The sequence below is a fragment of the Paenibacillus sp. FSL W7-1088 genome (assembly GCF_037969855.1).
Lineage (GTDB): Bacteria > Bacillota > Bacilli > Paenibacillales > Paenibacillaceae > Paenibacillus.
Genome location: NZ_CP150216.1, coordinates 3,229,350 through 3,252,248 on the forward strand (window position 1 = coordinate 3,229,350; position 22,899 = coordinate 3,252,248).

The 22,899-nt window shown below is 45.4% G+C and carries 20 protein-coding genes; 19 read left to right on the forward strand and 1 reads right to left on the reverse strand.

Features of this window, described 5'->3' with window-relative positions; genetic code table 11:
• Positions 1-82 precede the first annotated feature (82 nt).
• The 18 genes from MKY42_RS14740 to MKY42_RS14825 all read left to right on the forward strand — a co-directional run bounded on the left by MKY42_RS14740 (position 83) and on the right by MKY42_RS14825 (position 20,711).
• Complete coding sequence (locus MKY42_RS14740) at positions 83-832, forward strand: FCD domain-containing protein (protein WP_090897374.1); 750 nt, start codon at positions 83-85, stop codon at positions 830-832.
• Positions 832-2,043 carry a M20 family metallopeptidase gene (locus MKY42_RS14745; RefSeq protein ID WP_339852048.1) on the forward strand — a complete coding sequence of 404 codons (1,212 nt, stop codon included), beginning with the start codon at positions 832-834 and terminating at the stop codon, positions 2,041-2,043. Before MKY42_RS14740 ends, MKY42_RS14745 begins: the two co-directional genes overlap by 1 nt.
• Positions 2,040-3,605, forward strand: a complete 1,566-nt coding sequence (locus MKY42_RS14750) for an ABC transporter substrate-binding protein (RefSeq protein ID WP_339852051.1) — start codon at positions 2,040-2,042, stop codon at positions 3,603-3,605. The genes MKY42_RS14745 and MKY42_RS14750 overlap by 4 nt, the downstream gene beginning before the upstream one ends.
• A gap of 99 nt (positions 3,606-3,704) precedes the next feature.
• Positions 3,705-4,622 (forward strand): ABC transporter permease, encoded by a 918-nt coding sequence (locus MKY42_RS14755; protein WP_063565206.1) that lies wholly within the window; start codon positions 3,705-3,707, stop codon positions 4,620-4,622.
• A gap of 15 nt (positions 4,623-4,637) precedes the next feature.
• A complete protein-coding gene (locus tag MKY42_RS14760; RefSeq protein ID WP_090897385.1) occupies positions 4,638-5,567 on the forward strand; it encodes an ABC transporter permease in 930 nt (309 codons plus the stop codon).
• 21 nt (positions 5,568-5,588) lie between these two features.
• Positions 5,589-7,628, forward strand: coding sequence for a S9 family peptidase (locus MKY42_RS14765; protein ID WP_256222037.1), 2,040 nt, complete (start codon positions 5,589-5,591; stop codon positions 7,626-7,628).
• On the forward strand, positions 7,625-8,101 hold the full coding sequence (locus tag MKY42_RS14770; RefSeq protein ID WP_090897388.1) for a hypothetical protein: 477 nt from the start codon (positions 7,625-7,627) through the stop codon (positions 8,099-8,101). The genes MKY42_RS14765 and MKY42_RS14770 overlap by 4 nt, the downstream gene beginning before the upstream one ends.
• A gap of 187 nt (positions 8,102-8,288) precedes the next feature.
• Positions 8,289-8,894 carry a pentapeptide repeat-containing protein gene (locus MKY42_RS14775; RefSeq protein ID WP_090902270.1) on the forward strand — a complete coding sequence of 202 codons (606 nt, stop codon included), beginning with the start codon at positions 8,289-8,291 and terminating at the stop codon, positions 8,892-8,894.
• A gap of 185 nt (positions 8,895-9,079) precedes the next feature.
• Positions 9,080-9,463, forward strand: coding sequence for a hypothetical protein (locus MKY42_RS14780; RefSeq protein ID WP_090897390.1), 384 nt, complete (start codon positions 9,080-9,082; stop codon positions 9,461-9,463).
• A gap of 67 nt (positions 9,464-9,530) precedes the next feature.
• On the forward strand, positions 9,531-10,067 hold the full coding sequence (locus MKY42_RS14785; protein ID WP_339852060.1) for a GNAT family N-acetyltransferase: 537 nt from the start codon (positions 9,531-9,533) through the stop codon (positions 10,065-10,067).
• Between the two features lie 329 nt (positions 10,068-10,396).
• On the forward strand, positions 10,397-12,097 hold the full coding sequence (locus MKY42_RS14790; RefSeq protein WP_339852063.1) for an NAD-dependent malic enzyme: 1,701 nt from the start codon (positions 10,397-10,399) through the stop codon (positions 12,095-12,097).
• A 525-nt stretch (positions 12,098-12,622) separates the two neighbouring features.
• Positions 12,623-14,101 carry an Lsa family ABC-F type ribosomal protection protein gene (locus MKY42_RS14795; RefSeq protein WP_339852065.1) on the forward strand — a complete coding sequence of 493 codons (1,479 nt, stop codon included), beginning with the start codon at positions 12,623-12,625 and terminating at the stop codon, positions 14,099-14,101.
• A 403-nt stretch (positions 14,102-14,504) separates the two neighbouring features.
• Positions 14,505-15,641, forward strand: coding sequence for a glycosyltransferase (locus MKY42_RS14800; RefSeq protein ID WP_339852068.1), 1,137 nt, complete (start codon positions 14,505-14,507; stop codon positions 15,639-15,641).
• 33 nt (positions 15,642-15,674) lie between these two features.
• Positions 15,675-16,955 carry an aminotransferase class III-fold pyridoxal phosphate-dependent enzyme gene (locus tag MKY42_RS14805; protein ID WP_339852071.1) on the forward strand — a complete coding sequence of 427 codons (1,281 nt, stop codon included), beginning with the start codon at positions 15,675-15,677 and terminating at the stop codon, positions 16,953-16,955.
• 47 nt (positions 16,956-17,002) lie between these two features.
• Complete coding sequence (locus MKY42_RS14810) at positions 17,003-18,034, forward strand: alcohol dehydrogenase catalytic domain-containing protein (RefSeq protein WP_339852074.1); 1,032 nt, start codon at positions 17,003-17,005, stop codon at positions 18,032-18,034.
• 84 nt (positions 18,035-18,118) lie between these two features.
• On the forward strand, positions 18,119-19,363 hold the full coding sequence (locus tag MKY42_RS14815; RefSeq protein ID WP_090897411.1) for an MFS transporter: 1,245 nt from the start codon (positions 18,119-18,121) through the stop codon (positions 19,361-19,363).
• 65 nt (positions 19,364-19,428) lie between these two features.
• Positions 19,429-20,022 carry a DUF1349 domain-containing protein gene (locus MKY42_RS14820; protein ID WP_339852078.1) on the forward strand — a complete coding sequence of 198 codons (594 nt, stop codon included), beginning with the start codon at positions 19,429-19,431 and terminating at the stop codon, positions 20,020-20,022.
• Positions 20,023-20,069: 47 nt separating this feature from the next.
• The gene (locus MKY42_RS14825; RefSeq protein ID WP_177185695.1) at positions 20,070-20,711 is read left to right on the forward strand and encodes an HAD family hydrolase; all 642 of its coding nucleotides are present in this window, start codon (positions 20,070-20,072) and stop codon (positions 20,709-20,711) included.
• Here the strand turns inward: MKY42_RS14825 and MKY42_RS14830 are convergent.
• Positions 20,708-21,523, reverse strand: a complete 816-nt coding sequence (locus tag MKY42_RS14830) for a helix-turn-helix transcriptional regulator (RefSeq protein WP_339852081.1) — start codon at positions 21,521-21,523, stop codon at positions 20,708-20,710. The genes MKY42_RS14825 and MKY42_RS14830 overlap by 4 nt on opposite strands.
• Before the next feature lie 242 nt (positions 21,524-21,765).
• Between MKY42_RS14830 and MKY42_RS14835 the strand changes: the two genes are divergently transcribed.
• A complete protein-coding gene (locus MKY42_RS14835) occupies positions 21,766-22,896 on the forward strand; it encodes an FAD-binding oxidoreductase (RefSeq protein WP_339852084.1) in 1,131 nt (376 codons plus the stop codon).
• Positions 22,897-22,899: the final 3 nt, after the last annotated feature.

A 22,899-nucleotide genomic window follows, 5' to 3' on the forward strand; every position in this document is an offset into this window, starting at 1 on the left:
TAAAAAAAGTATTGCATATCTGTTTAGTCGGAATTATATTAATGGTATAAGGTCTAGACCATTTACAGATCGGAGTGTTTACATGTCCAGTACGTTTTCATTTCGTTTTGAGAAAGTATCTACCAAAAAGGTTAGTGAATTTATAAGGGAGCAACTTGAAGAAGCCATCATACTCAAAGAATTAATGAGTGAAGAACAGCTTCCTTCCGAACGAGACCTTGCCGAGATATTTAATGCCAGTCGAATTACGGTTCGCGAGGCGTTATCTGCGCTGGAGGAAAAAGGCCTGATCGAGAAACGCGTGGGGGCCAAAGGTGGTACTTTTGTGTTGCCACTGACAGCGAATTCTCATAAACGCACAAGAGAAGAAATTATGCGGGATTGGGATCAGATGCTGAAAGTGTTTGAATACCGGACCATTATCGAGCCGGAGGGGGCTTTTTTGGCTGCTGAGCGGATCACCGCAGGCGAGCTGGAACTGCTTGAAGCCTATATGGAGCAAAGTATTGAACCTCACTGTACGAGGGAATGGTTCCGGGCCCTGGATGTGAAATTTCATCTGACCATTGCCAAGGCATCCGGTAATCCGTACTGTGAGACGGCTGTTAGACAAATCCGGACAAAAATTAATCCGGCACTGGACTTGATGCCCTATGATGACCGAATTCGCTCCCTCAATCATGGGATACATATGGAGATTCTTGAAGCGCTGAAAGCACATGACAGCATCAAGTCCCGGGAGACGATGAAAAAACACATTGAATTCTCGGCTGATGCAATCTATGCCAGACTCGTTTCAGAATCCGATGAAAAAGAAGGGGATGAGAACTAATGGAACAATCACAACTATATCAACGCGCACAAGCACTTCAGCCCAAACTCATTGCCTGGCGGAGAGATTTCCATCGCCATCCGGAAATTGGCTATGAAGAATTTCGAACTTCAGAGATCGTAGCCAAACACTTGGAAAGTCTGGGTCTTGAAGTAACACGTAAGGTAGGGAAAACAGGAGTCGTAGGAGTGCTGCGGGGAGAAACGGAAGGGCCTACATTCGCACTTCGGGCAGATATGGATGCATTGCCAATTCAGGACCAAAAGGTGGCTGAGTACAGCTCACAGGTAGAAGGCAAGGCCCATCTGTGCGGGCATGACGCTCATACAACCATTCTAATGGGGGCGGCTGAGCTGCTAACAAGCCTTGGCCGACCGAAATCGGGCAACATCAAATTTGTGTTCCAGCCTGCGGAGGAAGGATTGGCAGGTGCACGTGCCATGATTCAGGATGGAGTACTGGAGAATCCAAAGGTGGACGCGATTGCAGGGCTACATATGACTCCAGGACAAGATACGGGTACCATCGGGGTTAGCAAAGGTGTGGCGTTTGCCTCGGCAGATCGTCTGGTGATTCGGATACTTGGCAAGGGCGGACATGCTGCCCGCCCGCATGAAGGCATCGATGCCATTGCTGTATCTGCTCAGGTCATCACTGCACTACAGAATCTGGCTAGTCGTATGGTAGACCCGCTGGAGCCGGTTGTGGTAACGATCGGTAAAATAACTGGAGGCTACATGGGAACTGCCATTGCGCCGGAGGTTGAGATGATCGGCACGGTTCGAACACTCTCCCCAGCCATTCGCGAACGCATGCCAGCCCTGATTGAACAGGTTGTAAGTGGTGTGTGCAGTTCGTTCGGGGCGGGTCATGAAGTCATCTATGGCGATGGTTACCCCGTTGTAGTTAACGATCTGGGTATGGTTGACCTGCTTACGGAGACCGTTGACGGACTCGAATGGGCGAAGGGACGGAGCATTATTCCGCCGTCCACGGGCGGCGAAGATTTCGCATTCTACTGTGAACAGATTCCGGGTGTTTTCTTCCGATTGGGTTCAGGGAACGAGGAAGAGCGAACTCGTTATCCGCTTCACCATCCGATGTTCGATCTGGATGAGACGGCCATGCCGTATGGTGTGGGCATGCTGTCGGCCGTAGCACTTGAATATTTGTCAAGACACACAACTTCTGAGGGGGAGCATGGAAAATGAAAAAAAGACAATGGACTAGCATGTGGATCACATTATTGGCTGTAGTACTGGTACTGAGCGCTTGTGGTGGCAAGAGCACTGGCACGGATAGCAATTCGGCATCAAGTGAATCGGGCAGTAGTACTTCTGCCAGCACTACACTTACCATTGCAGCTGCTACGGATATTGAGAGCTTTGACCCGCACAACAACAATAATACATCCAGTGAAGCGGTGCTGGTCAACGTATTTGATTATCTGATCAAAAATGATAGTGAACAGAAGAAGGTTCCAGGTCTCGCAACTTCATGGGAGCAAGTGAATGACACAACCTGGCGCTTCAAACTGCGTGAAGGCGTGACCTTCCATAACGGTGATCCATTCACCTCAGCGGATGTAAAGTATACACTGGAGCGCGTAGCCAAAGACAGTACACTGAAACAAAACAGCTACTTCAAAAACATTGTTGAAGTGAAAGCGGTCGATGAATATACGGTAGATATTATTACCGACGGACCAGATCCGTTGCTGCTTAATCGTCTATCCAAAATGGGGGCAGGCATCTTGCCAGCAAAATATATTGAGGACAATGGTTTTGATCGATTCCTTAAACAACCGGTTGGCACAGGTCCGTACAAATTCAGGAAGTGGACAAAAGATGATCGGGTTGAACTTGTGAAAAATGAAAATTACTTCGATGGTGAACCGAAATGGAATGAGGTTGTATTCCGTGTCATCCCCGAAGCTTCCACACGTGTATCTGAACTGCTGGCAGGTGGTGTTGATATCGCAGCATCTATTCCGTCGACAGATATTGCCCGCATTGAAGGCGAAGCAGACAAGAAGATCGTCAAAGCGCCGATTCAGCGTGTACTTCAGTTGATTTTCCGCCAAACAGAGGGCAGCGTCACAGCTGATCCGAAGGTTCGGGAGGCTATTGATCTAGCGATTGATAAGCAGGGTATTGTAGACAGCATTGCCGGAGGTGCAGGTATCGTGACTCGCACATCCGTAACACCTGGCAACTTCGGGGCAGATCCTTCGTTGTACAAAACATCACTGTATGATCAAGAGAAGGCGAAGCAACTGTTGCAGGAAGCAGGTTACGCAGAAGGTGAAGCGGAGATGACCATCTCGGTATCTTCTCAATACAAAGAGCCTGCCGAAGTCGTGGCAGCAATGCTGGAGCAAGTGGGCTTCAAAATTAATCTGGACGTGCTTGAACCAAGTGCTTTCAGTGAACGTTACAGTTCCAAATCATTCAAGGAAATTTTCATGATCGGAATTGGGAACTCCCTCTTTGATGCTTCCAATAACTACAATCGTTACATGTTGGACGAAGCCAAAGGTGAGTCGGACTATAACAATCCGGAAGTGGAGAAATTGCTCCAGTCTGCGCTGGTTAACATGGATCCGGCTTCCAGGGAGAAAGAATACCAGCAAGTACAACAAATTCTTGCTGAAGATCGCCCGGCTGTGTATTTGTACCAAATGGAAGGAGTTTATGGTATCGATAGCCGTGTGAACTTCGAGCCGCGTAGCGATGAAATGTTCTATGCTGACGAGATTACACCTGCACAGTAACATCAGACAGAACAACCTGTTATGACAAGGATAAGCCGAGAACGGCAGGGACTGTACCACGTTCCTGTCGTTCTTTTTTAAAAGGAGGTGGATAGAGAAATGGGCAAATATGTACTTAAGTCACTACTGCAGGTTATTCCGGTTCTGTTCATTGTTTCATTGATCGTTTTTATATTGGTCCGCGTCACGGGTGATCCGGTAGCTCTGATGCTGCCTGAAACAGCTACTGCGGAAGACCGCGCTGTATTAACGCAGGCACTCGGACTGGACCAGCCGTTATACACACAGTATATGAAGTTCCTTGGCAGCGCATTGCAGGGTGACTTTGGTCAATCTTTCCGTTATGGAGAACCGGCTTTACAGCTTGTACTGGAACGATTGCCGGCCAGCTTTGAACTGGCTGTTGCAGCGATGTTTTTTGCCATTGTTATGGCTGTACCGCTTGGAGTTGCATCAGCAGTCAAACGAAATACGTTTACCGATCTGATCATCTCCGGTATATCGGTCATCGGTAAAGCTATGCCGAACTTTTGGATGGGCATTATGCTCATTTTGTTATTTTCCGTGATGTGGGGAGTTTTGCCTGTATCCGGCCGCGGCGGAGTATCACATCTGATATTGCCTGCCTTTACACTAGGGGTCGGGCTTGCTGCTCAGATGACTCGTCTGATTCGCTCTAGCATGCTGGAAATTCTGAGTCAGGATTACATTCGTACAGCACGGAGTAAGGGGCTTGGCCGGATGGTCGTGATTGGCAAACATGCGTTTCGTAACGGATTGATTCCGGTCGTAACGATTATGAGTTTGCAGTTTACAAGCTTGATTGGTGGAACATTGATTACGGAGACGGTATTCTCCTGGCCTGGGCTGGGTCAGTTGCTGGTTGTTGCAGTCAACACCCATGACATGGCGATTGTACAGGCCGCTGTTTTTGTCATTGCGTTTATCGTGGTTGTAACGAATATTCTGACGGACGTGGCCTACCGGCTGCTTGATCCACGCATTAAATACGATTAGAAGGAGGTGCAATCGATGACAGGCAGCAATGAAATGCCAATGCCGGGTGCAGAACAGGAACATGAGAATGTACGTACACCAACAGGACTTCGCTACATCTGGAGACAACTGATCATCAGCAAGACCGGAATATTTGGCGCTGTGCTCGTATTGTTGGTTGTGTTAATCGCCATATGTGCACCTCTGTTAACGAGTCATGATCCTGGAGCAGTGAATCCCCTTAATCGCCTTAAACCTCCAGCTTGGCTTGATGGGGGAACGGCTGAATACTGGCTGGGTACGGATAATCTGGGCAGGGACATGTGGAGTCGAATCGTATATGGTGCGCGTGTTTCATTAATCGTAGGTATGGGAGCAGTCATCGTGTCCGGAATCATCGGTGCCATTCTTGGTCTCTTGTCCGGATTTTACGGAAAATGGCTGGATGCGGTTATTATGCGCGTAGGTGATGCATTCATGGCCATCCCTACCATTCTGTTTATGCTCGTTGTAATGGCTATTGTGGGGCCAGGGATTACGACGCTGATTTTGGTTATCGGTGTGACGAACTGGGTTCCTTTCACCCGTGTAGTCCGCAGTGAGGTGTTGAGTATCAAGGAACGGGACTTTGTTCACGCTGCCAGATCGATTGGTGCCAAGAATGGGAGATTGATTCTAAAACACATTCTGCCGAATATTTTATCTTCCTTTATCGTGATCTGCGGTATGAATGTTGGGACCACGATCATTATGGAAGCTTCGCTCAGTTTCCTGGGTCTGGGCATTAAGCCACCTGACATTTCCTGGGGAGGTATGCTCAGTGATGGAAGGCAATATGTAGCAACAAGCTGGTGGGTGGCAACTTTCCCTGGACTGGCAATTACCCTGACGGTTCTGGGTGTCATTTTCCTGGGAGATTGGCTGCGGGATGTACTTGATCCACGTACGGATACAAACAAGAAATAAGAGGAACGGGAGGGGATAGCCATGGATATGAATAAAAGACCGATCTTGCCAGAGGACTTATATCATTACCGCTGGGTTAGCCAGCCTGTAATCAATCAAGATGGTCAGGTGGCGTACGTTGAACAGACGATTGATCAGCAGAAAAATGAATATATTACGCAAATTCGTGGCGTTTCACTTGAAGGTAGTGGGGACAAGCCGCTTACAGATGGAGTAAAGGATTCATATCCTTCCTGGTCACCAGATGGAACACAGCTCGCTTTTTTACGATTGGAAAGTGGGGGTAAAGGATTGTGGACCCTTGCGTCAGGTGATACAAAGGCTATAAATCTCATCTCGTCTGAGCGCAAGCTTTTACAATTTGTCTGGTCCCCGGATGGGCAGTATATTGCGTTTACTAGCAAAGTTGTAGCAGGCAAAGAAGAAGCAATGGCTGACAAAACATCAAAGATAGACGAATCACTTAAAGTATCTCCCCTGAGGGGCAAGGTTTTTGAGCGCACGACACCGAAGGCAGAAGGCTCTGGCTGGTGGGATGGTCTGAATAGCCATCTGTTTGTATATGAGATTGGAAGTGGAACCATTAGACAGATCACAACCGGACCATGGAATGTTACTGCTCCGGTCTGGTCGCCAGACGGTCAGGCTATTTCCTTCATTTCCAAACAGGTACAGGATCAGGGGGTGGATGCGGATCTGTTGTACTTTGCAGACGTACATACTGTCAATCTGGCAAACGGCGAGCAGTATAGAGTAACGGATTCCAGTCTTCAGGTGAGCCAGTTCGCATATTCACCCGACGGAGAGCAACTGGTTCTGATCGCCAGCGACCGAGAGTACGGCAGTGGCAGTCACAATAGACTATATGAAGTGCCGAGTAGTGGAGGTATTCCAAAGCAGCTGGCACCTGATGTCGATATGCAGTTGGGGAACGCAGCACTTGGGGACATGAAATCGGCAAGTCCATCCCCGTCGCCACTGATGGATGACCATCATGCGCAACGTACGGCATATGTACTGGGTACCCAGGGTGGAAATGTGGACGTGTATCAAATCACCGAGGATGGGCATTGTCAATCCGTGACGGGAAGCGGGGAGAAGGATGTATATCAATATACCCTGTCACCTGATGGTAAGACGCTGGTCATTGGTGCATTGACTGAGGATCACCCTGGAGAACTGTACCGTGTGGATATTAACAGTGGGGACATGTTCAGACTCACCCGGCGAAACGATGAATTTTTGGCAGGCTTGGAAGTCAATGTACCTGAACGTATCGAGTTTACTTCGTCAGACGGATGGCCGATCCAGGGTTGGTTGTTAAAGCCGGTTATGCAGGAATCGGATACCAAAGTACCGATGATATTACAGATTCATGGTGGACCGCATGCCATGTATACAGGCATCTTCAGCCACGAAATGCAGACACTTGCTGCACAGGGGTATGCCGTACTATGGGTGAATCCCCGAGGAAGTATGGGGTACGGGCAGGAATTCGCCAGAGCTTGCCGAGGAGATTTTGCCGGGGGAGACTGTCGAGATCTGCTTGAGGCGGTGGACTATGCACTGGCAACATATGATTTTCTGGATGAAACACGTCTTGGTATAGGTGGAGGTAGTTACGGAGGTGTCATGACCAACTGGATCGTTGCTCATACCCATCGATTTAAGGCGGCAGTTACGCAGCGTTGTATATCCAATTGGTTGTCCTTGTATGGAACCAGTGATATTGGAATCTCTTATGTGGAGGGCGTAATTGGTGGCAATCCGACAGAACATGCAGACATGTTATGGTCCCGTTCTCCCCTTGCTCATGCGCACAAGATTCAAACGCCACTTCTGATTATGCATGGAGAGCAAGATTATCGTACACCGATCGGACAGGCGGAGGAGTTATATACCACGTTAAAACGATATGGAAAAACGACTAAACTGATTCGATACCCAGGCTCCAATCATACTTTGCTCAAAAGCGGAAAACCCTCGCTGCGCGTGGATAGCTTTGAACAAGTAAATGCCTGGTTTAATCAATACCTCAGAGATGGAGAGGGCGGAGCATGAGCCGTATTCGGTTATCCATTCCCGTAGCTATGTTAGTGGAAAATGTTCTAACGAGCGGTGAACCGAGCGAATTAATGATTGATTGTTTACAGAGAAAAGACTTTTCTTCGTTGTTATCCAAGATCAAGGAACCAACGATGGATCTGGTGGAGAGACTGGACACAGCAGCTGAGATAGGAGACAACTGGGAAGAGGCCATACGCAGCAGAGTCTATGAATTCAAATTTTTGCATATTAACGCCCTGAAAAGACTGCTCTATTTCCGGTTTAACCTCAAGGTAGAACAGGATTATATCCAGGAGGGACTGTCACTAAAACATATTTACCTGACCTTACAAGAGATCGAGTTGCTGCAATTGATGGTTGGCAGACAGTGGATTGTGAAAGAAGAAGAACAAAACAAAGACGAGCACAGAGACAAGGGAAGAGACGCATCGTTTCCCATCCCTGTTCATATCCGATTGAAGTACTAGCTAAAAACAGTTATAGAGCCAAAAGCCGCGATTTTCGCGGTTTTTTTATTTGAGTAGCTACGTTTTTCAAAAAAAAGTAACTTGACTTTTGCAGGCTTTTAAGCAGGTACTTGACAGCCGTATGGTATATTATAAAAAGCTTTTTAATGGGGAAAACATGATAATCATACAAGATGGGGTGTACGTGATGTACCAATATAAGGATCAAGAGTATGAAGGTGTACATTTTGAAGGACGTGACTTGCGGTATGGAGAACTGGTCAGTTGTGTTTTCAAACAGTGTACCTTTATGAACGCTTCGATGGAGGAAATCGAGACTAGCAACTGCCGTTTTATCGAATGTGACTTTAAAGGCGCTTCAATGAATGGCTCAATCCATAGAGAGTCGGCTTTTGAAAACTGCTTATTTGGTGGTGCTAATCTTTTCGCTTCCAAATTCACCTCCTGCAAAATGACGGGGTCGGACTTTTCCGGTGCACAAATGGATGGTATCACACTAAGTCAGGGCGATTGGTCTTATACGAATCTGAGACATACCCGATTGGGTAAACAGGATTTGCGAGGAATTCGTTTCTTTGAAGCGGACTTTACGGACACGGATTTTACCAAAGCGGATTTGCGAGACTGTGATCTTACAAGAGCAGTTTTAAGCAGAGCCAAGCTGCAAGGAGCGGATCTTAGAGGCGCTAATCTGGAAGGAATCGATCTGAAATCATTGGATATTAAAGGCGTACGTTTGGATCGCGAACAAGCGGTTCTGTTTGTACGCTCATATGGTGCGAAAGTAGACTAAGTTGAACATATACTGCTACAGTTCATGCCAGTATTATAGACAATTCAAAAACTTCATAAACTGCATGAAGCCACCAACAAGGTGGCTTTTTTGGCATGAAGATGTTCCTGTTCAAGCAAATTTGCAGGAATAAGAGATATAATCAAGAACTAATAAACATAAGTTTCAAATAAAAGGAGGCCATTATGACGACTACTTTATTTACTATTGTTGCTATTATTGGCTTTGGGCTTATAACAGGCACGATCACTATGGTTATGATATTTAAAATGCTCCGTAACAACAAACAGATACAACACACTCGAAAAAGGGTTTTAATGGAAGGGATTCCCGCGGAGGCGGTTATTCATGATATTACACAAACTTCATCCAGTATGGATGGAAGGCCGGGAGTACGACTGGATTTGACCGTAACCCAAGTTGACGGCCGTACCTTTCCCTCTGTCGTAGAGACATATATCCCGGTTACACATATTCCACAATTTCAGAAAGGAAATGTCATTCACGTAAGATACATAGCAAACGGAAATGAACGAAAGGTTGAAGTAGAAGGTGCTTACATGCCGTAATTGAACTTTTAAAACTCAGCTGAGACAAATATATAACAGAAATCAATTTAATCTAGGGGGATATTTTTTGAAATTAATTAAAGCTTATGATATGGATTTGAACGAAGAATGGTCAACGCATCTTCAGGCATTGCTTATTGCCAGTTTTTCAGATGTTTATCCGGAGGACCGTTTGTTCTTTAAACAAATTCCACATTGCAGAATATTAGCATTTAACCCAGATAATCAACTGATTGGACATGTAGGATTAGATTACAGAATGATGAATTTAAATGGAAAAGCAATAAGAGTGCTGGGGGTCATTGATCTGTGTGTTTCGACAGCATATCGCTCTCAAGGAATCGGTTCGTTGTTGCTATCAGAAGTGGACAAGCTGTCCAGAGGGCATATTGATTTTGTGCTATTATTTGCTGATCATGAGGGCTTGTATAGCAAAAATGGGTTCAAAATGGTCAGTAACACCTGTAAGTGGTTGAAAATTGACCATGAGACCTTAACTACAATTGGAGTTAGAATTGAGAAGATCGACGGATTAATGGTTAAAGAAGTCGGAACATTGCCTTGGAGTGAAGGAGAACTTGATTTTTTAGGATATCTGTACTGACTACAGCATCTGGATCAATGTAAGATTAGGAAATGAACATTCAGAAAGGAACACCGCTTGGAGCCACGAAGATCGTGGCTTTTTGGCGTGAGATATGTATAAATTCATAAAATGAATTTGTTGAAAAATGACAAGGTGATAAATTTTATTTATCGAAATGAAATTGAATTTCATTCATGGAAGTTTCATGAGTTCGTTTACATGACATAGAAAATATTTTATAATTGTCATCGGAAGATATGTAACTAACTAAAAGTTATTAAGTGTTAAAAATAAATTAAAAAGGCGTTAAGACGTCAACAGACATCATGAAAGAAGGCAATCAGTAAATGAACTCATTTTTTGTAGATTCTGATGGAAACTTAAAAACCTCTTTGAAAGGCAAGGATGTTCTGTCCAATCCCATGTTGAACAAGGGTACTGCCTTTAACAAAGAAGAAAGAAGAGAGCTTAACCTGAATGGCATCTTGCCACCGATGGTTTTAAATATTGAAGAACAAGTAAGTCGGGTATACCAGCAATTGCAAAATGAATCGGATAATTTGCGTAAAAGCATCATGCTCAGTGATTTGTTCAACCGAAATATTGTACTATTCTACCGTCTAATGAAAGATCATCTTAGTGAAATGCTGCCGATTGTGTACACACCTACGGTCGGACAAGCCATTCAAGAATATAGCCATCAGTACCATAGACCTGGAGGTCTATATTTATCCATCAATGACATGGATGGGCTGGTGGAAGCTTTCCGTAACAGTGGATTGCATGCGGGAGATGTGGATTTGATTGTGGTGACCGACTCGGAAAGTATTCTGGGCATCGGAGACTGGGGCGTTGGCGGCATTAAAATTGCTATTGGTAAACTCGCAGTATATACAGCAGCCGTAGGCGTTGATCCAAGCCGTGTATTGCCTGTTGTGCTGGACGTTGGAACCAATAATCCCAAATTGCTGAATGATCCATTGTATGTAGGTAATCGCCATGAACGTATTCGCGGGGAAAAATATGAGCAATTTATCGAAGCCTTTGTGAAAGAAACAATAAAGTGGTTCCCGGATATCCTGCTTCACTGGGAAGACCTGGGCAGCGTGAATGCCAGAAATATTATTCAGAAATACGGGGAAGAACTGCTTACGTTTAATGACGATATACAGGGAACGGGTGCGGTCACACTTGCGGCGATCATGTCCGGAGTTCAAGTGACGGGTGTACCTCTTCGTGAGCATCGTGTCCTAGTATTTGGACCAGGGGCAGCTGGTATTGGTAATGCGGATCAGATTCGTGACGCTATGATGGAAGAAGGGCTTGAGCAGGAGGAAGCGGAGAGCAATTTCTGGGCGTTCGATTACCGCGGAATCCTTACCGATGAGACGGAAGGTCTATTTGAATTCCAGAAACCTTATGTACGTAAAGCTGCGGAAGTGAAAGATTGGGCGTTGAATGAGCAAGGGCAGGTCAGTTTGCTGGAAGCTGTGAAACAGATCAAACCAACGATCCTGATCGGCACTTCCGGTGTGACAGGTGCCTTTAATGAACAAGTTATTAAAGAAATGGCGAAGCATGTGGAACGTCCAATCATTATGCCCATGTCCAATCCGACCTCGCTTGCCGAAGCAGCACCAAGAAGCTTGATTGAATGGACGGATGGCAAAGCACTGATTGCAACAGGCAGTCCATTTGAACCTGTCATGTTTAATGACACATTGTATGAAATTGGTCAATCCAATAATGCTTTTGTGTTCCCTGGTTTGGGTCTGGGAGCGATTGTAGCGAAAGCATCGAAATTCACCAAAAACATGTTCACCGCAGCTGCAGTGGCCGTAGCTAATTCGGTAGACTCGTCTGCACCAGGTGCTCCTCTTCTGCCTAGAGTGAAAGAGCTGCATGCTGTTTCGTTCAAAGTCGCAGTGGCGGTTGCCAAGGCGGCAGTGAAAGATGGCGTTGCGCGTGTAGAGCTGAAAGACGTTGAAGAGGCTGTAAAAGCTGCCATGTGGCATCCGGTGTACAAACCGCTTTATGCGGCCGTTTAATAATTAGATGATATTGAATACAGCGAATGGTGACTATAAATCCATGAGGGTCGGGTGTAAGGCGGATTTCTTGATTTCTCGCCTTGACCCGTGGCTGTATTCCATGTTAAGTTTCTGATATTAAATTGTTGAGCTTTTAAAGGGGGATAGAGCGATGACTGAATTAGAGGTTGTAGATGTTTATGTGAACCTGTCAACGAACATGAACACTGACATGGTTCACAACATAATTAATCAGAATCCGGCACTTTATCCTCCTATGCATAGATTATTTTGGCGTTAAGTTCTCAGGCGCCAGATTTCTTTATCATAGTCAGGTGATGTAAGGCAAAAAAGCACCGGTGAATGGGGCTTTTTTGCGTTTTTTCATTTGAGGATATTCTAATCACTCTGACACGAGGGATATGTCATTCATGCAAGAGCGGATTGAAATTCTGATTATGTTCAAATATAAAGTGAGGGACCATGTCGTGGTAAATTTCACGTCGGTTAACTTTTATATTTCACATAAAAAGGATGATCTTTATGTCTTTAATTAACGTTAGCAACCTAACCTTTGCCTATGATGGCAGTTACGAAAATATATTTGAAAATGTGAGTTTTCAGCTGGACTCCGATTGGAAATTGGGCTTTACCGGAAGGAACGGCAGAGGCAAGACGACATTTCTCAATCTGCTGCTTGGTAAATATGAATACAGCGGAACTATTTCTGCGAATGTTAGCTTTGAGTACTTTCCTTTTCAGGTTCAGAATAAAGGAGCTATGACCCTCGATATCATTGAAGAGGTTTATCCTGAATATTTGCACTGGCAGCTTGTCAGAGAGCTTAACCTGTTAAAGGTTTCGGAAGATATTCTGTATCGGCCTTTCGACTCCTTATCAAATGGCGAACAAACGAAGGTGATGCTGGCTGCCTTGTTTCTGAAGGATAATCGATTTTTGCTCATTGATGAACCTACCAATCATCTCGATATTCATGCGAGAAAACTCGTCAGTAATTATCTTCGCAGCAAAAGTGGATTTATTCTGGTGTCGCATGATCGATCCTTTCTGGATAACTGCGTAGACCACATCCTGTCCATTAATAAAAATAACATCGAGATTCAGAGAGGGAATTTCTCCGCTTGGTGGGAAAATAAACAAAGGCAAGATCAGTTTGAACTTGCAAGTAATGAGAAGTTAATAAAGGACATCAAGCGTTTATCCGATTCTGCCAAACGGACGGGTGGATGGTCGCATGAAGTGGAAAGAACCAAAAATGGTACGAGAAATTCCGGTTCAAAGGTGGATAAAGGCTATATCGGACACAAGGCTGCCAAAATGATGAAACGTTCTAAAAATATTGAGCAGAGACAGCAATCCGCCATTCAAGAAAAGTCCAAACTTCTAAAAAATATTGAGAGTGCTGAACGTCTACAGATTCATCAACTGGATTTTCACAAAAAAGAACTTGTCGAATTGGAACATGTATCGATTGCATATGGCTCCAATACGGTATGTAAGGACGTGAGTTTCACAGTTGAAAAGGGGGATCGGATTGCACTCTATGGTAAAAACGGATCGGGGAAATCAAGCATCCTTAAACTGATCTGTGGTGAGGACATCCCTTATACAGGTCATTTTCGAAAGGATCACCAACTTAAGATCTCGTATGTGTCGCAGGACACGTCTGATCTCGGCGGCCAATTATCGGATTATGCTGTCACACAGGGAATCGATGAAAGCTTGTTTAAATCGATCCTAAGAAAGCTGGATTTTTCCAGGCTGCAATTGGAGAAGGATATCTCGACGTTTAGCGCAGGCCAAAAAAAGAAGGTGCTGATTGCTAAAAGTCTCAGTGAGCAAGCTCATTTGCATATTTGGGATGAACCTCTCAACTTTGTTGATGTCATCTCTCGTATGCAAATTGAAGACTTGCTGCTGGAGTACTCCCCGACCCTTCTGTTTGTAGAGCATGACAGTGAGTTTTGCTCAAATATTGCAACAAGAATTATCGAGCTATGAGCAAAAGGTAAAGATAAAGATATAAATATAAATTCTAAGAGCCGCTACCTTATAACAACATATATTAATGCAATATAACACCCCATTGTGGAGTCGGTCTTGTCATTGGATACGGACTCACTTTGGAGGTGTTTTTTTGCGTGGAGAGCTATCCGCGATACTTGAAAGGCGCATATTTTCTTTTCGGTACATATTCAAATTTTAACAGAGTTCAGAATTTAAGATTTCAAACTTACAAAAAATGATATAAATTTCTAGTAGATTCAAATTATCACCAAATTAAGACAGCGAATTTGCGACAAGGAGGTCGATAATCCGCACTGAACTCGATAACGTTTCAACTCGCTTTTGCACGCATTCCATCATATCCAACAGGAGGGATTCCATGCTTTACACCATTATAGTGCCAGTTAACCAGGACTATAACATTTTGAACCTGTTTACGGATTCATTGCTGCGGACCGTCAGCCCGTCCACTCAAATCATTTTTATCAACGATGGTTCCGGTTCTGCTGTTTTACAGCATTTGGAGAAACTGAAACAAGAGGTTAGAGAAGGGGTAACGATTGAAATTCTTCAGCATGATTTTCCACTCGGTTGTGCTGTATCAATCAACAGCGCACTTCGGCGAGCAGAGGGTGATTATATTTTCTTTCTGGATTCCGATACGATCCTTCAACCGAACTGGCAATCAATGATGAAGGAGACGATGGACAGCGACATTACGATCGGTATGATTGGCGGTGTTCTGCTCTATCCGCAAACGGGAGGTGTGCAGCATTGTGGTATTGCATTTGCTGATACAATTGGCCGCCACTTATTCCTGAACGCATCGCCTGATGATATTCCGAAGGAAACATTTTCAGTTCAGCTTGTTGTATTCGCCATGTTCGGCATGAAGAGGGAAGTATATGAAACGGTAGGCGAGCTGGATGAGAAGTTCTTTAACGGATATGAGGATTTTGATTATCAGATGCGAGCGCGGTCAGCCGGATATGATACGGTCATTAATCCGAATATTCTCGCCTATCACTGGGAACGGAGCAGTGGCATTCACCGCAACTTCAACCGGAAAAACAATCTGGCACGTTTCTGGAAAAAGTGGGGTGGGGAAATTGAGGCCGATGTTTGGCCATTCGTATTCGGTCATCTGAAAAAACAGCTGGATAACCAGAGTGAATATCAGCATCTGCCGATCGTTGGCATTGATCTTGCAGAAGTTCGCAGTGACGCGGATACGTTCTGGACCAAGCTGGAGGAAGCTGACATTGCACCTGTTGCTGAGGTACGTGACTATTCCAACCGCTTTAACTCTAATGGAGCCATCTGGCTGCCGCAGGTTCTGGGCAAGGAGTTGATTCATAGCGAGAACCGATTACTGTTTCTGGTGGACAATTTCGCCCGGTTGCTGGAAAACCGTTACTGGATCGAGATGAGACACGCTCATCGGGCTAAAGATCTGATCATTGATCTGTATGGCAATGTCATCACCATGGATCGTATATATGACGGCTGCTGGCCTGGCTCCAAAGTTCGCTAACTCACAAACCAAGTAAACAGGGAGGAACCAAAGGTGAAATCAAAAGAGAGCACGCTGGATCGTGCCGTAAGGTTTACACGGAATCTGGAGTGGTTGGAACATGTCGAAAAGGTCATTCCGAGCGGATGCAGTACGTTAGCCAAAGCACCAGAGCGATTATTTCCGGGATATACACCCGTATGCTGCGCAGAAGCACGCAATTCCCGTTTTATAGATATCGATGGAAATGAATGGCTGGATTGTGAGATGGCCATGGGTACGGCGCCATGGGGACATGCACGGCACGAAGTTCAACTGACCGTTATCCATCAGCTGAAAAAAGGGACAAGTTATTCGATTCCTGCTGACATTGAACTTGAATGCGCTGAACTGATTTTGGAGCGGTTTGAAGGCCGCTATCCCTCTTTGCGATTCACCAAAAGCGGCGCAGATGCAGTCAGTGGAGCTGTGCGTCTGGCTCGTGCAGGAAGTGGCAAAAGCAGGGTCATCGCGACGGCCTATCATGGGTGGCATGACTGGTCTGCCTATGGGTACTATGGCCGCGAAACGAAAGAACGAGGCATCCCCGTGGATATCGAGCGCACAACAATCTGGATAGACAAGCCCTCGCCAGAGCGTATCGAGGCCCAAATTCAATCCTCTCCCGAGGATATCGCCTGCATTGTTCTTTGTCCGAATGAATGGAAACGTGAGCCGTTGGAGCAAGTTGTATCCCTATGTCGGTCATTGGATATCATTATCATATTTGATGAAGTCACCTCCGGCATTCGAATGGGCAAGCAAGCTACAGCAGGGGAGTATGACATCTGGCCGGATCTGCTCTGTATTTCCAAAGGCATGGCGAATGGACTGCCGCTCGCAGCCGTAATGGGACCGGAACATTTGATGTCATTATCAGGACAGGTCAGATTCAGCAACGCCCATTCCAGCGAGACCACTGCACTCGCGGCAGCGATTGCATGTGAGCGATTGATGAAAAGCGCTAAAGTATGGCCTAGCTGGCGCGAGGCTACCATTCGGATTATGGATCTGATTGAAGCTGAACTCGTACTTCTTGGATTAACCGATCAATTGGTGCTGAAGGGTACTTATGCGAGCTTCTCCATTAGCTCTATTTCGGAGGAAAACTTTCATACCGATCCGTTTCGTGAATTTATGGTCAAACGAATGGCGCACTTCGGAATCTTTACCAAAGGGTATTTTATTTTCTCAGATGCTCATACCCGGGATGAATTGCTGTGGGTGGAGGAAGCTCTCTTGCAGACACTTTCCGACTGGAAAGAGATGCTGAAACAGGAACACCTTTCGAATTGAGATTTACGAAAACGTTTAAAATTTTATTCAACTAGGAGGAATATTCAATGAAAGCACTCGTATATCAGGATCTTAAACAGGTGACTTACCAGGATATTGAGGAGCCAACCATAAACAAGCCAAACCAGGTAAAGATTAAAATCTATGGTTCAGGCATCTGTGGTACAGACCTGAATATTGTCAAAGGCAAAGTTCCGGCGAATAAAGGAACGATTATTGGTCATGAAGGTGTAGGTACAGTGGTTGAGGTGGGCGACGAAGTTCGTGGTTTCAAGGTGGGTGATCGGGTATTGGTTGATCCCACGCAATCTTGCGGTACCTGCTCCTATTGCCGTGAAGGTTTGTTCATCTATTGCGAAAACTTTGATGACTACCAAGTAGGTATGACCACTCACGGTACTTTTGCAGAATATTACGTTGGGGACGAGAAATATATCTACCCCATACCGGATTCCATGAGTTGGGAAACGGCCATGATGATCGAACCACTCGGATGTGTACTTCAGACGTTCATGAAAGCAGGGACTAAGCCAAGTGACTCTGTACTGGTCCTCGGTTCTGGTGCAATAGGTTCCTTGTGTCAGCTTGTGAGCAAACGATTGGCAAGGCTTACTGTAGGCACGGAAGTTGATCCATTCCGCAAAGAGTTCGCTTCAGAGATCGCGGATCATGTGTTCTATCCTCAGGATCTGACACTGGATAAAGTATACGAGATCAATAATAACAAGAAGTTTGATATTGTAGTGGACGCGGTTGGTAACCAGCTTCATGTAGGATTTGAGATGATTGCCAAAGGCGGCAAGATCATTCCTATGGGTTATGACGACAGCTATGAAGTGACGTTTAAATCAACTGCCGTGATTAATGATGGCATTAGTATCATTGGTGCGGTAGCTAATCACTCGATGATCAGTACAGCATTGAAATTTGCACAAAGTATTCCGGAACTGGAGCAAATGGTTACCTCTACGGAACTGCTGAGTGATTATGAACAGGCATTCAATGGGACAATCGGATATCATCTGCGTACCGGAGAGAAATTGCCCATGAATTCGGTTAAAACAGCTCTGATCTTGTAAGCATGTAGATATTGGCGGTTTTGCCGCTGCGAAAAGCAGGTATTCGCAGCGGTGAAACACCGCAGAAAAGGGGGGAGATATCGATTGAAGCTGCTACAGGATTTGCCGAGAAATCCGCGGTACTCCATCTTACTTGAACCGGTGTGGGCCATCCCGGGCACGATTGTTCTTTTTTATGCTCCTTTATATATGAAGGAAGCCGGACTTTCGGATATTGAAATTGGTTTGATCAATTCGGTGAATCTTTATTTTGCCTTTATATTTCAGTTATTTGCGGGTTCAATCACGAATAAGCTTGGGCGCAAGCGAACAACGCTGATCTTTGATCTGATTGCCTGGAGTGTTCCCATGTTCATCTGGGCTTTCTCCCAGAACTTTTGGTTGTTTCTGATCGCTTACCTGCTGAATGCAACCTCCAAATTTGTGACCGTTTCCTTCAACTGTCTAATTATTGAGGATGTTGAGGAACACAAGCGATCCAAGGTATTCGCCATTCTCAACATGATCATTACGGGTGCTGGAGTACTGACACCGATCGCCGGGGTAGTGATTGCCGATTTTGGCATTGTGCCAACACTGGCCAGTATTTATTTTGTCGGTGGCATTCTCATGACCGTCATGTTCTTCATTCGCAACCGATATACGGATGAGACCGCAGTAGGGAAGGAACTTATGGGAATGCATAGCCAAACCCGGGTGATCCAGAGTCTGGCTTCCAGTCTGCGACTTTTCGGCAAATCGTTCTATAAACGGAGGCTTTTACCGATTATTCTGATCACGGTGCTATCCAATCTGATCCTGCAGTTGAACTTTTTCCAGGTAATTTTTTTCAAGGAACAGTTAAACTTCAATGATCAGATTATATCATTTATCCCGGTCGTCACCGCTGTAACCGTCATGCTCTTGTATTTAGTCATTATCCCGCGTCTGAAACGGCGTTCAGAAGAAAAGTATGTCAGTTTCTCGATCATTTTGAGTACAGTGGGGGCAATACTTTTTCTGTTGATACCTGCGGGGAATATAGCCATGTTATTTCTGACTCTAATTGTACTGGCGGCAGGCAATTTCATCTTGCAAACGTATCGGGACTCACTGCTTATGAACCGATTGGGTACACATGAAAAAGCGGATATGTTCTCGGCCGTGCAGACGGTCATGACATTAACAGCGATTCCATCAGGTTACCTGACAGGTCTGCTGTATCACTATAATCCCGTGCTGTTGTTCAGTGTCATTCTTGCACTTTACATCGTACTCATGGTCATTATGTTATTCCTCCCTGATCCTCAGAAACACTCCCAAGTGATTAGCACTTACAAAAATATGTAGGAGAAGGGGTTTTCTGTATATGAAACGAATATATAATACAGAAAATGAACCTGGGAGGCATAGAAATGACAAACGTATTTGCAACAGAAACAAGAAACCAAATGAACTGGATTAATGAGCCGAAGACCTGGTCTTATACCGATCAAGGCGTTCTAATTGTAGAAGCTCAGGCTGATACGGACTTTTTCCAGGACCCGGCGGGTAAGCATATTCGTGCAACCGCGCCATTTCTGTCGATGCCGGTGCCTAACGATTTTGAAATGACGACCCAGCTAACCGTGAACATGCAACACCAGTATGATTCCGGATGTTTGATGGTGATGGCGGATGAGCGAAACTGGTGCAAGCTTTGTTTTGAGTATGATGGAAAAGCGGCTACCATTGTGTCGGTAGTAACGAAGGAAGGTTCATCCGACGATTGCAATTCGGTTGAAGTTCCCGTAACCAACCCCTATCTGCGCATACGTAAAGTGGAGGACTGCATTTCATTCTTTTATTCACCCGATGGGGTGGAGTGGAAATTAATTCGATATTTCGGCATGCCAATAGAGGGGGAGATCCGGGCTGGAGTTGTTGGACAGTCACCAGCCGGAACGGGATGCACCTGTCACTTTTTATCGATGAATGTTACCCGTCCGGATGTGACTGCACGCTTTTAAGCCCATCTCCCTGCTAATCGGCTGATCATTGGGGGGAGAAAAGCGGAATGGTAAAAGCTTTTATTTTGGATTTTGATGGACTGATTGTGGACACGGAGACACCTTGGTTCTATGCTTTTCGCGATATTTATAAAGAGCATGGACTTGAACTTGGCCTGGAGCTTTGGTCGAAAAATGTAGGGACATCGTTTGAAGAATTTCATCCTTTTCAATATCTGGAGCAAGCGCTGCAAAAACCGATCGATCACGATCATATCAAGTTACTCTCTGAACAGAAATACGAAGCCTACCTTGGACAGGCAGCAATTCTTCCAGGCGTGCATGAGTTGCTCCAGTCTGCCCGTAAAAAAGGGATTGGGCTTGCCGTTGCTTCCAGCTCTACCCGGGATTGGGTTCATGGTTATTTGCGTACACTCGGCATTTTCGAACTATTCGATGTTATTCATACAGCTGAGGATGTGAAGCGGGTCAAACCGGACCCGGAATTGTATCTGCTTGCTCTGGAGAGTCTCGGGATCGGGGCATCCGAAGCGGTTGTGTTCGAGGACTCGCCGAATGGACTGAAGGCAGCCAAAGCGGCGGGAATTCGCTGTGTCATTGTGCCTAACGAGGTAACACGTAATTTGGAATTCTCGAAGTATGATCTGCGGTTAACCTCGCTGGCAGAGATTACGATGGAGATTCTTTAACCCTGGTATTGCTTGCGTAACTCAATAGGAGAGATCCCTTCATATTTTTTGAATACGGATCCAAAATAACTGGCGCTGTTGAAACCGACAGCCCGAGCAATCTCGTGGGCCGTTATTCCGGCGTCATGGACGAGCATTTCCTTCGCTTTCAACAACCGATATCGTGTCAGATAATCAAGCGGAGTCATTTGGAATTCCTTTTTGAATATCCGATTCAAATGCTGCTCGGTGACGTCCATTTGCTGAGCCAGCATGGAGAGCGAGATATCCTGATCATAATTTTGCTTGATAAAAGTAACCAGTCCGCCCAGCTTTAATCGGGCATCCGAACGTTCATAAGTACCATAACGATCGCCATCAATCGTTAACCTGACCAGAAGCATGTACAGCAATGCGGATACGTGCCAGATCTGATCCTTGTGCCGGGACTGCAGCGCCAACGTTATTTCATGCAACAGGATATGAAGCATTCCATCCGGCTTGAAGGCGCGCAGCTCCCCGATCTGCAAGGTATGCAGAAACCGGGGCAATAAATAGCCATTAAAAGACAGACAATCGAACAACAATGAATCACTCAGATTGTCGTAACGATATGTCACCTCTGGAAACAGAATAAGAGCTGTTCCTTCCCGAATTGAAAACTCATGATTTTGGGCTGCGATTTTCCCTGTTCCCCCGATACACTGCACAATACTGTAATCCCGTGAATGACCGTTCCAATTCATTAATTCATCTACAGTCAGCTGATTTTGACCTGTAATCATAAGCGGCATATCGGTATCCAGTGAATTCCCCGTACTAGGTTTCGGCATCGTTGTGTTATTCCTCATTTCGTTAAAGGTCGTGTGCGTAAATGGCGAAGATACAGCGTTAAAAGAAACATGATTTGAATTATATTACATAAATGACATTAATTTAAACGGTCTATTCACTTCGATGAACCACTTATCGAAAACCTTTTAGGAACACGTATCATCATGTCGATGCTTTGCCATTATCAGACCATATAGTATACGCTATAATGGATACAGTGATTTAGGAAAGGGATGCAGTCATGAAGAAAGTCATCGTCGTAGGATCAGGAATTCTTGGGGCTTCCACAGCGTATCAATTGGCAAAAAGGGGTGCGGAAGTTCTTCTTATAGACCGGAAAGATCGAGGGCAGGCTACGGATGCTGCTGCCGGGATCATCTGTCCCTGGTTATCTCAGCGCCGTAATCAGGATTGGTATCAGCTTGCCAAGGCGGGGGCACGTTTTTATCCCGGGTTGATTGAAGAACTCAAGAGTGAAGGGGAAACGGAAACAGGTTACGCTCAAGTGGGTGCTCTTAGTATTCATACGGATGTGGACAAAATTAACAAGATGCAGGAGAGGGCACACCTTCGTAAAGAAGATGCACCGGAGATTGCCGATATTACCTGTCTAGATGCAAAAGAAACTCATGAGCGTTTTCCTCTTCTGGAGGAGAGCTTTCATTCAGTCTACATCAGCGGAGCCGCGCGTATTGACGGGCGTGCGCTGCGTGATGCGTTAATCCGATCGGCTCAACGAAATGGAGCGGTCCTGATTAATGGTGACGCGACACTTCAATATGAATCGGACCGAGTAACTGGAGTGGTTGTGGACGGTAAAGTCATATCGGCTGACGAGGTTATTGTGTGTGCTGGCGCTTGGGCTAATGAACTGTTGAAGCCCTTGGGCATTGATTTTAAGGTTCATTATCAGAAGGCACAAATTATGCACTTGCAGGTTCACGATCGAAAGGACACTGGGAACTGGCCTGTAGTCATGCCTCCTTCGGATCAATATTTGTTAGCCTTTGATCAACAGAAGATTGTGATCGGAGCGACTCACGAAAATGATATTGAAGGATACGATACAAGAGTAACCGCAGGCGGAATGCAGGAAATTTTGAATAAAGGATTGGAACTGGCTCCCGGTTTAGCTGATAGCACGTTTCAGGAAGTAAGAGTAGGATTTCGTCCATTTACACCAGGTTTTCTTCCGGTAATGGGTGCTGTCCCAGGTTGGAATGGCTTGATTACAGCCAACGGGCTTGGAGCTTCCGGTTTAACGATGGGGCCTTTTATTGGAAGTCAACTGGCCAAGTTGGCTCTTGGTATGGAGTTAGATATCGATATTCAGCCATATGACCTTGGAAAAGCTATGGTTGATCAGAAATGATGA

Coding starts and splice junctions, on each gene's coding strand:
- MKY42_RS14740 (WP_090897374.1), top strand. CDS start 83: ATGTCCAGTACGTTTTCATTTCGTTTTGAGAAAGTATCTACCAAAAAG.
- MKY42_RS14745 (WP_339852048.1), top strand. CDS start 832: ATGGAACAATCACAACTATATCAACGCGCACAAGCACTTCAGCCCAAA.
- MKY42_RS14750 (WP_339852051.1), top strand. CDS start 2,040: ATGAAAAAAAGACAATGGACTAGCATGTGGATCACATTATTGGCTGTA.
- MKY42_RS14755 (WP_063565206.1), top strand. CDS start 3,705: ATGGGCAAATATGTACTTAAGTCACTACTGCAGGTTATTCCGGTTCTG.
- MKY42_RS14760 (WP_090897385.1), top strand. CDS start 4,638: ATGACAGGCAGCAATGAAATGCCAATGCCGGGTGCAGAACAGGAACAT.
- MKY42_RS14765 (WP_256222037.1), top strand. CDS start 5,589: ATGGATATGAATAAAAGACCGATCTTGCCAGAGGACTTATATCATTAC.
- MKY42_RS14770 (WP_090897388.1), top strand. CDS start 7,625: ATGAGCCGTATTCGGTTATCCATTCCCGTAGCTATGTTAGTGGAAAAT.
- MKY42_RS14775 (WP_090902270.1), top strand. CDS start 8,289: ATGTACCAATATAAGGATCAAGAGTATGAAGGTGTACATTTTGAAGGA.
- MKY42_RS14780 (WP_090897390.1), top strand. CDS start 9,080: ATGACGACTACTTTATTTACTATTGTTGCTATTATTGGCTTTGGGCTT.
- MKY42_RS14790 (WP_339852063.1), top strand. CDS start 10,397: ATGAACTCATTTTTTGTAGATTCTGATGGAAACTTAAAAACCTCTTTG.
- MKY42_RS14795 (WP_339852065.1), top strand. CDS start 12,623: ATGTCTTTAATTAACGTTAGCAACCTAACCTTTGCCTATGATGGCAGT.
- MKY42_RS14810 (WP_339852074.1), top strand. CDS start 17,003: ATGAAAGCACTCGTATATCAGGATCTTAAACAGGTGACTTACCAGGAT.
- MKY42_RS14820 (WP_339852078.1), top strand. CDS start 19,429: ATGACAAACGTATTTGCAACAGAAACAAGAAACCAAATGAACTGGATT.
- MKY42_RS14825 (WP_177185695.1), top strand. CDS start 20,070: ATGGTAAAAGCTTTTATTTTGGATTTTGATGGACTGATTGTGGACACG.
- MKY42_RS14830 (WP_339852081.1), bottom strand. CDS start 21,523: ATGCCGAAACCTAGTACGGGGAATTCACTGGATACCGATATGCCGCTT.
- MKY42_RS14835 (WP_339852084.1), top strand. CDS start 21,766: ATGAAGAAAGTCATCGTCGTAGGATCAGGAATTCTTGGGGCTTCCACA.